The following is a 9,100-nucleotide window of genomic DNA, read 5'->3' on the forward strand; positions in this document are numbered from 1 at the left end:
AAAAAACAAGAAACTTAGACAGGATTAACAGGATGGTTAGGATAATCAGCCACCGGCCTGATGCCGCTGACTGAATTTACCATCGCCAAGGGCGAGTGATTACCTTTTGGCCTGGCTTCCGCCTGTCACGCCTGTGGCGTGATTTAATTGCTCGCAAAGCAAGCCCGAAGGGCATTAAACTGGGAGCCAGGACAAAAATGTTTTTCTCTTAATCAATCTCTTAATCTAAGCCTGCCACGCTTCTTGGGCGTGGTTAATCCTGTCAAAAAACTCTTTTATTTATTGGGTTGCGGGCATAGCCCGCCTTAGTTTCGTATGTGTGAGGTTGCGCTGTTTAAGAGCTATTCACCGTCCCCATACCTGAAATCGTCGGCATTTATGTGTCCCCATCCCCTGTCCCACTTGTCGGCAATGAGAATGCGGCCTTCCTTGCCTCTAAAGGGAATCACATCCCAGGTGACGCGATTCATGGATTCATGGTTATTACCCGTCGCCTTCAGTACTTCACGGCCGTCCACCACCAGGGCAACGTAGGTTGCATCGGGACGATTGCCTCCGCCAATGAGAAAGCTGATGGAATCACCTTCTATGGTAAAGGGTATCGAAGTCAGCGTGCCCGTGGGTCCATCTCCCTGGGTGTCGCCCGGGTTCTGCCCCGGATCGCCCTGGTACTTTTCAAAGGTGCCGATCCAGTATTCGCCTTGATGCTGGGAGGGCTGTCCTCTACGCCGGGCTGTGGGATTGTCTCCCTTTGTGGGCTGATAAATAAAGGCATCTCCAGAGGCTCTCCAGTTGGTCAGATCACCATGTTCAAAATCACTGTTGGCAAACAGAAGTCCTGTAGCTTCACTATCACCTCGCTGTCGTGCCTTTTCTCTCTCACTTGTTTCTGCGGCTGAAGCAACGATAGAAGCCTTCTGTGATGCCAATGTTTCCGAAGCCGCTCCAGTCAGTTTCAGGTAATAAAAGGTTCTGAAATGACCGGCCATGCCGGGATCATCCGCCGAACTGACAGTGAGCTGTTCATCTCCCCTGGTGAGGAGCATAAATCCCTCGTTATCCTGAACATGTCGTCCGCTGTTCTGCCATCCATCAGGTACAAGCTGGTCTTCATAAAAGTCGCAGACCTGATCCAGAGACGAGGGCGTACCCAGGATTGCAAGGTAGGTGTCGGGCGGCACTTTCATCTCCGAGCCGATTTTGTCTCCGGTACGAAGAAGAATCCTCTGCCAGATGCCCTCCTGATCGTCCGTATCTGTCTCAATCCCACGGGCAAGGCCCAGTGCGGCTGAAAGGGCACTGCTAAACTCTGCCATCTCTTCTGGATCACCTTCGGCAAGAATCAGGAACTTCTCCATCACTTCCATCATCTCATCGGCATCGACATCGCGCGTGTCCCAGCCGGTTCTCTCTCCGGCAGGATCTTCCTTATCTGGTCTGGAATAAAGCCATTCGTCCCCTTCTTCGGGCATCAGATCAGCGCCAAAATCCATGCCCAGTACAGCCATCATGTTGTCCACTCTGGTATAGCCCTGAATCGGCCTGAACAACCCGGCTGCGGGCTTACTGGTATTGATGTTTTGCATCTCAGTGATGTTGCCTTCTTCATCCTGAACTCGCAACGGCATTTCAAACCTTTCAGACTGCCAGACTACATAAGTAAAGGTTAATTCCATTCCCATCATATCCGTTGTGGTGGTTACCCTCTTTTTCACGCAGGGATAACCGCTGACGTTTTCCCTGCCCAGGACTACTTCCGAATCAGGGTATTTGAAGAGATTCATCATGCCCATCATCATCTCTTCGTCAAGATCATCCTCAAAGTAGAGTTTCTTGTCGTGGTTATAAAGATACTCCTTCTTCTCTTTGTATAACCCCAGAAAGGTTATGTTGTCTGATATGCCGTATGAACCATCTCCCATGGGCATGCCATCCATGCGATAAGCCTCGGGTGTGATGTAGAGCTTTGAAGTACTCACCACTGTTCCGTCCTTTGACAACATCACCCAGTCCGCCGAATAACTGGTTATCATTCCCCCCGAAAAGGCTATGCCCGGCACAAAAAACAGCATCAAGAAGACAACCGTTATGCCCAAAATGGCGCTCCACAGTCGTGCAGAACTACTCGCTTTTGATTCCATAGCTTCCTCCTTCAGCGTTTGCAAAGATTACTCGCCATACTCCAGAGTCTTAGACCTTTGTACTGGATCATCGGATAGGGATCTCTTAACCTGATTCTGCCAATTTCAGCCTTGGCCAGCCCTTAATGTCTGTTGTGCAGGCTGGTCGTGCTTCTGCCCCTGCCAGGCACTGGCCTTGTCCTTCAGATCTTTGAACTTGGATGATACGTTCGACAGCTTGGCCTCCCACTCGGGGTTGGCGGTCTGCCCCTCGGTTACCTTGAAATAGACCAGCATGAGGGCCGTCATGCCGATAGGTTCAATAACAGCCTGCTTGATGCCCCAGGCGAAGACCAGGGCCACAATCAGCGTCAGCGGTCCTGCCGTACCAGGAAACAACCCCACCAGAAGGGCAACCGGTCCGAGAACCACCAGAAAAACCACAAAGGTTGACGCCCAGATGAACAGGGCCAGCCAGACCGCGTTTTTCAAAAATGATTTGTAGTTCTGAGCATAGAGGATGAGCGCGGTCCGGCTGGAAGCCCAGGGGTTTTCCGACCGGGTTTTCATGAGATAGGCAAGAATAACTTCGTCAAGGTAGGTAAGGGAAAGGGTAACAATGGTATTGATAATTTTCATGGCACCCGCGGCACCGGGAATGGGCAAAATAGAGGCGATACTCAGGAAGACACGGTTGAACGACCGAAGGATTCCCTTGATCAACTGGTCCAGGCCGAAGAGCACCGTTGAAGAGCTAAACCTCTTCTGCACCTGCTGCCGGGCGTAATCGATCTGCCCCTTGCCCCCGGGAATCTCTTTACCGTCCAGCAGTTCCACCAGCACGGCAATATGCCCTGCCTTGACCAGGTAGAGCAGGTATTCACGGATAAAATACATAATTGCCGCAGCCAGGCCAAACCCGGCCAGGCCGCCCCACATGCCCCCGGCAGCCGCTTTATCAGCAATGGAACCTACGCCATAGCCTATGCCCGCCCCGGTTCCCGTGATAATCACAAAGCCTAGGGTGATCGCGAAGTAAATAAGAAAACGAAACACCAGGAACGGCAATGTTTTCATCAGCAATCCCAGTACCTCACTGAAACTAAAATCTTTCATAATTATCTTACCTCCTAAATAATTTGCCAGCCATGAAAAAACCACCCTCCCTCAACACAGCTCATGACAACAGCCCGGCATGATAAAGCAATATGATCCTGTCGCTGCACTAATGCCCTGTCCCATAAGTTATGACCTGATTTTGGCAAAACCAGGTAATAGTGAAGCCCTTTCCGTTCAGGATACGATCTGAATACCTTCTCACGTGATCCACGTCCTCCGGATGTACCATATTGAACCAGAGGTGGATGTCTGAAGCGAATTCCTCGGCCGAATATCCCGTGACAGCGATACACCTCGGGCCTTGGACCTTTTTCATGACTTCGCCGTTTTCGATGGTGCAGGTGAAGATGTAGTCAGTCACCGTTTCAGTTATTGTGCGATACCGTTCATCGCTCTCATGTCGAGCCTCCTCAGCCCGCTTACGTTCAGTGATCTCCGTACAATGCCCTGATAATGGGCGACATTTCCGACCTTATCATGTACTGCACTGGCATTTCTGGATGTCCAGATAACGGAACCGTCCTTGCGCAGCATCCGGCATTCACAATCGACCAAATCGCCCTTCTCGCTCAAAAGACTATTGATCTCTTCCCTGTCTGCAGGATCGAAATATTATTGAGACGCAATGTCCGTGACCGATCCCAGCATATCCTGCAGTGATTCATATCCGAACATGCCGGCCATGGCCGGGTTGACCGAAATGACGCCTTTCAGGAGTAGAGGTGAAAATACCTATGGGAGCTTTTATCAGGATGTTATGAGCATCAGGAAAGATGCTTAGGCTGGGCTGAGTATTTTTTGAAAAACTGGACATGATAATCCCCACAAAAGAGTAAAAACCATGAACAAAAAATAATGACCAGGGAGCAATTGGATAGGGCTTGTTTTTGACTTAATATCTTTGCAGGTAAACCTTACTGCCGCTAAAAACAAGATCTTTTTTCGCAAATGAGGTTATTATTTTTGGGGTGCGGCGCAACCATTCAGGGGGTGCCAGTAATCACCACCGAGAGAAGCCTTCAGACGTACTCCCCAACAGTGAGCGGCAAAACCGCCCGCCTGTCCCGTGAAACAAACGTAGTTTCAGCGTAGCTGGTTTCACTGGGATGGGCAACGAAGTTGCCCGTGCCAAAAAAAATCTTCTCCGGCACGGGAAGCCTTCAGGCTTCACACGGGTGCTCAGCACCAGGCTCTTCTGGCCATGCTGGCTTCACACCTGCGCGCGGGTCCTCAGATGATGAACTGCCGGAGGTGCTTTTGGAAGCAGACGAAATCACCCTGAAGGATGGCCCCCGAACCGTGCTGCAGGAAAGGATGCTGGAAGTGTTCAGTGACTTTGCCGGTCTTCAGCTCTTTGAAGAAGACAGTACCGCCCAGATAGAAGATTTGTAACCATTCAGGGGGATACCGGTATAGGCCCCTGAAGGTTACTCACCAGCAATGCCTCCTGAATGGTTATATTACACAGATGTCCAGCCGCCATCAACATAAAGTATCTGGCCTGTGATATAGCTGGAAGCATCTGAAGCAAAAAGCAGAAGAGCTCCTTCCAGTTCGCCTTCTTTTCCAGTACGTTGCATTGGGCATTTATTTTTGACGAAATCCATAAACTCATGATCTTCGATGATGTTTTCCGTCATTTCACTCCGGAAAAATCCGGGTCCAATAGCATTTACAGTGATGTTATGCCCGGCCCATTCGGCAGCGCTGGCCAGGGTGAAAGTATTCACCGCACCTTTGGAAGCATGGTAACTTGAAGAAGTCATAAAAACATTTCCGACTGCACCATACATGGAGGAAATATTGATGATTTTGCCGTAATGCTGTTCTATCATTACCTGCCCGGCATATTTTGTGAATAAGAATACACCTGTAACATTGGTTGCCATAACCTTATGCCAGTTATCAAGTGTATGCTCTTCGATGGGTTCTATCGTTGCATATCCGGCATTATTCACCAGTATATCAATACGCGAGAAATCATTACGTATTGCATTTATGCAGGTTTCCACCTGCTCCGGATTAGTGACATCAACCGGGTAGTATTCGCATTGCCCACCCTTTTGAGCAAGCATATCCTTTACCTGTTTTAACTTTTCTTCCCGGCGAGCAACCAGAGCCACTCTTGCACCAGCTTCAACGAGGGTTGTGGCAAGCTGTACACCCAGACCGCTTGATGCCCCTGTTACAATGGCAGTCTTGTTGTCTAAATTAAATATTGACTCTTTACTCATAAAAATACCTCCAGTAGTTTGCTGACCATTCAGGTGGATCCTCGGTGCTACTAATGGCCGGTATCGGCCCCGCGGCCCCTGGCCTACGTCTTCCATGATGCATCTGCAAAAAGTCGGGGAATGAAAAATTCAGAAATCAACAATCTACAATCTACATAACTCTTTGATTTTACTGACATTTGACCTCTGATCTCTGACGTCTGTGACTGCAAAAATGACTTTTTGCAGTCACATCTTCCATACCCCTGGAGCCTGCATGGAAACAATGTAACCATTCAGGGGATGCCGGAATCGATCTGGGGACAGTCCCAGCAACACTTTTGCTTGACAAATAAAAAAATTACAGACGCGAGGTTTTGTGAATCTGCACAGTACTTAGCCGGGGACAGTCCCCAGGCCGTGCCAGTAATCAACCCCGAGGAAATCCTGAATGATTACGTAGCCCTTTGAAAAACAAGGGCTGGGGGAGCCAGTCCCCATGCCACATATAAATGCCTAAACTGTTACATTTTTTTAAACATAATCAAAGACATAGTCATGCGGTGGACCCGATGTCAAGACAACTTTTGGCCAATTTTATACTATACCAGATGAAGACACAAGGTATACAAAAGAAGATAAAATGGTTGCCATAAGCTTAAAAAATTTGTATCTGTTGAGCGCTTTTTAAGGAAAGCAGGGGGCAGGCAACTCTGGGACCCACTTGTCCCAAAAAATGAGTCACTTTGAGCACAAAATGATGGTCAAGTGGGTCCCGGAGTATCTGTCCCCTGCCTTTCTAAAAGCTAAACAGATACCTGTATCGTAATAATTTTTGTAACTACTTCATGTTGCTTTCTGCACTTTGGTAGTGCCTCCATCCCCTTTATAGCGCACCCCGGTTGAGGAAACTTAAATGAATGATATTCTGCAAGACGTATGTGCTTCTTCGTTAGTTACCGCTATTGAGAACAACCTGTTTCGATTTTTGCCGTTGTTCGATCTATGCTCTCAGGCTGAAGTTCATGATGATCCTCAGTTGCTGTGGTCTCTCACTGATATTCCTTTTCCGCTGTTCAACAGCATCATGCGTGCAAGGTTAGCTCCAGGTGATGTAAATGCCTCTATCGAAGCGGCCATAACCCGTGGGAGGGCTAAAAATGTACCCATGTTATGGTGGACAGGGCCGACCACTAGACCCTCTGACCTGGGGTTGTACCTGGAAAAGCATGGCTTTACCCGTGAAGATGACGCGCCAGGGATGGCGCTGGACTTGCAAACGCTGAACACGGATTTTCCTGTACCTGACGGTTTAACTTTTGAGAAGGTCAATGATGCCGAAAGCTTTAAACATTGGCATCACCCTTTTGCTATGGGATTCGGCATGCCAGATTTTGCGGTTAACGCCCTGATAGATTTGTTCAAGCAGATCAGCTTTGGCAAGCAACTGCCTTTTCTCCATTATACAGGTTGGCTGGAAGAAAAGCCAGTGGCAGCAGGTTCGGTGTATTTAGCAGCAGGGGTGGCTGGCATTTATAATGTAGTCACCGTTCCAGAGGCTCGACGCAAAGGTATAGGCACACTTATCACTCTGGCACTTTTGAGAGAGGCTCAGCGGGCGGGTTACCGGATCAGCATCCTGCATACTTCCAGAATGGGGCTTAATGTCTATCGTCAACTTGGATTTCAGGATTATTGCTCGATTGGTCAATATCTGTGGTCACCGGCACAAGCCTGATCGCATAAAATGAACATAATTCATCCATCAAGAGACTTAACAACCTTTTTTCTGCAACTTTTGACATACATATACCTCCACTGCCCTGAGCCCGCGATTTCACCGGCATTTTTCGACTGTCCGTCTGTCTGCCTTGCAGCTCAAACCAGCATACACAGCGAACATGCAGGTCTGATTTCTTCTTAGTGGACGCGAAGCGTCCGGAAGATGTAACCATTCAGGGGATCCTGGGTGTTGATTACTGGCACCAGGCCTGGGGACTGTCCTCCGCTTCGTAATTATTGTGCAGGTTCACAAAACTTCGCGTCTGTACTTTCGTGTATTTGTGCAGAAAAATAAGTGCGGGGGTGCCTGTCCCCATGCCACATGCAAAGCGCTAAACAGATACTACGAGACAGAACACTCAATCCATTTTCATTCGCTCAGTCAATCTTCTAAATTCTTCACGAAGTTCATTATTCTCAAATGTCTGCGCTGCCGGCAGCTGAATCTGGGAAAGTGCGTTAAAAGTGCTTAGCCCTTGCCTGATAAGTGTATTCACATCAGAACTGAGTCGAACAGTATTATAGGTGTTTATGGCAACCCTCTTTTCCTGCTTACTGATATTCAACGCCTTGGCCACCTGATCCCTATGATCGTTGACTACTTGACGGTATAAAGTTATAACTTCTTTTGTCATCTCATTAGCCTTGATATTGCTTTCAAGGCTGGTGCGATCTGCTACCTGACGCATCAATAACCTTGCTTCCTCGATATTCTTATCAGCTTCTTTATCAAACTCCCTGAGTCTGGGGAGGACCTCCTCGTTTGCTTTATGAATAAAATCACTTTGCATTTTTACCGCCAGTTTGTGAAGCATAACAACCATACCATAGTATCTTCTGGCGTACGCAAGATTTTCCCCGCTTTCCCTGGTCAACTCAGCCAGTTGATTGGTGACAACTGAAACATTCGCAAAAACAATGCTCATAGACATGATATCATCTCCAACAGCTGAGGACAACCAGAACTCAACCCCCTCAGGGTCCAGGTCAACTCCTATACCCGACAACAGCCCGGACATTTCGGCTTCAATTTTTCTCATCTCCTTTTGATGAGCCTGGATGGATCTCTGGTAGGCTGCAATCAGGGCATCAAAATCACCACGTGTTCTGGCCGTCCATTGACGCATGGTCTGGGTGGGAATATATCTTGTCAGTGATGGGTCGCCTTCAGGTGCTGACAGTCTGGCTTCCCTGAAATCTGATATCCGGTCCTGATCAGAACTGATTGTATCTTCCAGTGCTTGATATCTCTGACGCAACTCAAGCATCCCTGGAGTTTCAAGGTGCTCGATAACAGTATCAAGATAGTCGTTAATCCTTCTTTCTACTCTGGATCTGTCAGTTCTAATCCAGGCGCTTTCTCTTACCTCATCCAGCCTGTCAAACTCTTCGGTAGCGCCTCCGAGAGAACTGATAACACCAGACATATCAAACTGATATTCAGGGTTTGCAAAAACAAAATTTCCATTTGATAAAAATAAAAATAGTGCCCATATAAAAATAATTTTTTTAAACAGACTAAATTTTTGAACAATGATTTTACATTTAAACAGTTTCATTTTTGAAGTTCTCACTTGTTGGATAAACAACACATAACAGGTATCAAAACTAAGGCGGGCTATGCCCGCAACCCGTTTTTTCTCACGCAAAGGCGCGAAGATCGCCAAGGAAGACAGGATAATTTTTTTCACTTGTCACTCGTTTCTCGTGACAGATGAAAAGGCAGCCTTGTCCAAAACCGTGTACCGGTTTTGGACAATACCTCTGCTTCGCCTCTTAAACTTTGCGTACTTTGCCTGCCCAGTTGAATTGCTCGAAGAGCAAGCCCGAAGGGCATTCAACCGGGGCGGCTGGCCTGCCACGCGC

General features: G+C 48.0%; 8 protein-coding genes. 2 read left to right on the plus strand and 6 right to left on the minus strand.

The window, feature by feature from the left end; translation table 11 throughout:
* Positions 1-341 precede the first annotated feature (341 nt).
* From QZP87_RS11160 to QZP87_RS15610, 4 genes are all read right to left on the minus strand, one after another.
* The gene (locus tag QZP87_RS11160) at positions 342-2,141 is read right to left on the minus strand and encodes a DUF4412 domain-containing protein (protein ID WP_291323001.1); all 1,800 of its coding nucleotides are present in this window, start codon (positions 2,139-2,141) and stop codon (positions 342-344) included.
* A 105-nt stretch (positions 2,142-2,246) separates the two neighbouring features.
* Positions 2,247-3,236 (minus strand): hypothetical protein, encoded by a 990-nt coding sequence (locus QZP87_RS11165; RefSeq protein WP_291323002.1) that lies wholly within the window; start codon positions 3,234-3,236, stop codon positions 2,247-2,249.
* 109 nt (positions 3,237-3,345) lie between these two features.
* Positions 3,346-3,672, minus strand: a complete 327-nt coding sequence (locus tag QZP87_RS15605) for a PAS domain-containing protein (RefSeq protein WP_363331013.1) — start codon at positions 3,670-3,672, stop codon at positions 3,346-3,348.
* Entirely contained in the window at positions 3,609-3,824 is a 216-nt protein-coding gene (locus QZP87_RS15610) for a PAS domain-containing protein (protein WP_363331014.1), read from the minus strand. Before QZP87_RS15610 ends, QZP87_RS15605 begins: the two co-directional genes overlap by 64 nt.
* Before the next feature lie 672 nt (positions 3,825-4,496).
* Between QZP87_RS15610 and QZP87_RS11170 the strand changes: the two genes are divergently transcribed.
* The gene (locus tag QZP87_RS11170) at positions 4,497-4,631 is read left to right on the plus strand and encodes a hypothetical protein (protein ID WP_291323003.1); all 135 of its coding nucleotides are present in this window, start codon (positions 4,497-4,499) and stop codon (positions 4,629-4,631) included.
* 68 nt (positions 4,632-4,699) lie between these two features.
* Here QZP87_RS11170 and QZP87_RS11175 read toward each other — a convergent pair whose 3' ends face one another.
* Positions 4,700-5,473: an SDR family oxidoreductase gene (locus QZP87_RS11175; protein WP_291323004.1), complete on the minus strand. Its 774-nt coding sequence runs from the start codon at positions 5,471-5,473 to the stop codon at positions 4,700-4,702.
* A gap of 895 nt (positions 5,474-6,368) precedes the next feature.
* On the opposite strand from QZP87_RS11175, the gene QZP87_RS11180 reads away from it, so the two are divergent.
* A complete protein-coding gene (locus tag QZP87_RS11180) occupies positions 6,369-7,190 on the plus strand; it encodes a GNAT family N-acetyltransferase (protein WP_291323005.1) in 822 nt (273 codons plus the stop codon).
* Positions 7,191-7,593: 403 nt separating this feature from the next.
* Here QZP87_RS11180 and QZP87_RS11185 read toward each other — a convergent pair whose 3' ends face one another.
* Complete coding sequence (locus tag QZP87_RS11185) at positions 7,594-8,925, minus strand: hypothetical protein (protein WP_291323006.1); 1,332 nt, start codon at positions 8,923-8,925, stop codon at positions 7,594-7,596.
* Positions 8,926-9,100 lie beyond the last annotated feature (175 nt).

It is taken from the genome of Desulfonatronospira sp. (assembly GCA_003563255.1).
In the GTDB taxonomy this organism is placed as follows: Bacteria; Desulfobacterota; Desulfovibrionia; order Desulfovibrionales; family Desulfonatronovibrionaceae; genus Desulfonatronospira.

Coding starts and splice junctions, on each gene's coding strand:
- QZP87_RS11180 (WP_291323005.1), top strand. CDS start 6,369: ATGAATGATATTCTGCAAGACGTATGTGCTTCTTCGTTAGTTACCGCT.
- QZP87_RS11175 (WP_291323004.1), bottom strand. CDS start 5,473: ATGAGTAAAGAGTCAATATTTAATTTAGACAACAAGACTGCCATTGTA.
- QZP87_RS11165 (WP_291323002.1), bottom strand. CDS start 3,236: ATGAAAGATTTTAGTTTCAGTGAGGTACTGGGATTGCTGATGAAAACA.
- QZP87_RS11160 (WP_291323001.1), bottom strand. CDS start 2,141: ATGGAATCAAAAGCGAGTAGTTCTGCACGACTGTGGAGCGCCATTTTG.